This window comes from Amycolatopsis sp. SID8362 (assembly GCF_010550475.1).
GTDB lineage: Bacteria > Actinomycetota > Actinomycetes > Mycobacteriales > Pseudonocardiaceae > Amycolatopsis > Amycolatopsis eburnea.
Window position 1 is genome coordinate 1 of record NZ_JAAGNB010001027.1, and the last position, 2,046, is coordinate 2,046.

General features: G+C 74.1%; 1 protein-coding gene and 2 pseudogenes. All 3 read right to left on the reverse strand.

All coding sequences use genetic code 11. The features are described 5' to 3' along the window. A pseudogene (locus G3I65_RS32365) lies at positions 1–946 on the reverse strand (hypothetical protein); the annotation flags it as partial. Beyond that, entirely contained in the window at positions 943–1,470 is a 528-nt protein-coding gene (locus G3I65_RS32370) for a hypothetical protein (protein WP_160699469.1), read from the reverse strand. The gene G3I65_RS32370 and the pseudogene G3I65_RS32365, both read right to left, overlap by 4 nt. Next, a pseudogene (locus G3I65_RS32375) lies at positions 1,463–2,046 on the reverse strand (hypothetical protein); the annotation flags it as partial. The pseudogene G3I65_RS32375 and the gene G3I65_RS32370, both read right to left, overlap by 8 nt.

The following is a 2,046-nucleotide window of genomic DNA, read 5'->3' on the forward strand; positions in this document are numbered from 1 at the left end:
CGTCGTCCGCGGGAGCCCGCCGCCAGCCCCGCTGCGGCGCGCCGAGCACCTTGTAGGCCAGGGCCGCGGCGAACAGCGGGGCGGCTTCGGCCAGTGCGGGGCCGATCGCGTCCAGGTAGCCGGTTCTGGCCAGCGGGCCGGCCAGCAGGAACGGGAGCACGGAACCGACCCGTGTTTCGCCAACCGGCCTCGGCGTGGTTCGCGTACCGCCGGACGTGGTGCCCACCGACGTGGTGGCCGCCTCCTCCGGCGCACCCAGCAGCTCGGCGATCTCCGCCGGGGTCGCGGGTGGTACCGGGAGGGACAGCCGCCGCGCAAGCTCCGCGGCCAGTTCCCCGGCCGGTCCTGGAAGACTCGCGACAGCGGGTGAGCCGGGCACTTCGCCGGATTCCCCTGCGAGCCCAGCGGAATGCCCGCCAGAGGACTCGGAAAGCAGTATCGACAGGAACCTCCGCACGGTCTCCTCGGGGAGCAGGGCGAGCAACGCGGCGAGTTCGTCCCGCGCGGCCAGCTCTTCGAACAACGCGGCCACCGTTGGTTCGGCCGTCGCCTCGGCCGGACCGAAGGACGGCAGCTCGACATCAGTGTCCACAGTGGACATCTCAGCTGACGCGCCCGCCGGAGCCGGTACGGGCAGCGGGATCGGGACCACCTCCGGGAGCGTCCCGCCACCGGGCACCGCGGCTTCGAGGACGAAGCGCGCGGGCAATGAGCCGGTTCCGGGCGCGGAAAGCCGGACGGACAGCCGCACCGGCTCGGTGATCTCCACGTCCGGCCCGTCGCCCTCGACGAGGTCGCCGAACCGCTCGGCCAGCAGGTCCGGGAGCGCGTCGAGGACCCGCCGGACGAGGCCGCGGGGGTCGGGTCCCCAGCTCCACCCGCCGCGCCGGACCACCCGCACCACGCAGTGGCGCACGGTGATCTCGCCGCCGGTGGCTGCGCTCACTTGCCGACCTCCTCCAGCCGGCCCGCCCGGCCCGCCACCAGCGTCAGCACGGCGTGCGCGCCCGCGCTCACCGTGACCGGGAGGGAAACGCTGTCGTTGCCCTCCTTGATGGTCCCGCTCAGCGGCAGCGTGTCCCCGCCCTCGGAGACCAGCGCGAACACCGCGAGGGGCTCGGACGTCTTGTCCGGGACGGTGACCAGCAGCCCGGCGCCGTCGAACTTCGGCGCCGGCAGCTTCGCCAGTTTCGCCAGCGCCGGCTTCGCCGGCTGGCCGAGCACGCGCGTGACGCCGTAGGCGAGCGGTTCGACGAACACCGCCGGCTGGTCGTCGGCCTCGTGCACGGCGAGCTCCCGGCCCGCCAGCGAAAGGGTCACCACCTCCCCCGAATCCAGCCGGAACCGCACCGGCAACGCGGCGCCGACCAAGGCGTCCGCGGCCGGCACCGGCGTGCCGATCGCCTTGACCGCACCGACCACGTTGCCGGTGCTCGACTCGTACACCGCGAACACGCTCACCTCAGCCACCCCCGCTCGTCGCCGCGACCGTCGCCAGTACCAGGAAGTCGACCGAGCCCGCGGTCTCGGTGACCTTGGGACCCACACCCGGGTCGTAGGACCGCAGGCGGCACCGGACCCGCCGGTCACCGTCCACAGTGGCCTCGGCGGCCACGGTCAGCCCCGACTCGGACGGCGGGATCTTCGGGGTCACGAAGACGTGCAGCGACACCCGCCCGTCGGCGACCTCCGCCGGGGTCACCCCGGACGGCAGCGGCAGCACCATGCCGTCCGTGGCGCTGCCGGACGTCGCCAGCACGCTGCCCGCCGAGATCTGGCCGGAGAAGCTCCCCGCGATGGTCAGGTTGCCGTTGGGCGCCACCGTCAGCAGCGGGTCGACGTCGCCGGTTCCCTTGTACAGCCCATAAACCAGTGACGGCGTCGGCGAACCCGACAGCACCAGCGCGGGCTTGCCCTCCTGGACCGCGGGCAGGGTGCGCAGCGCCAGCGAGTCCGACCGGGCCGACACGGTGTCCGCGCGCACCCCGACGTACCGCGGCCCGACCCCGCGCGCCGCCGGGACCGCGGCCGTGAAGTGCGTGCCGT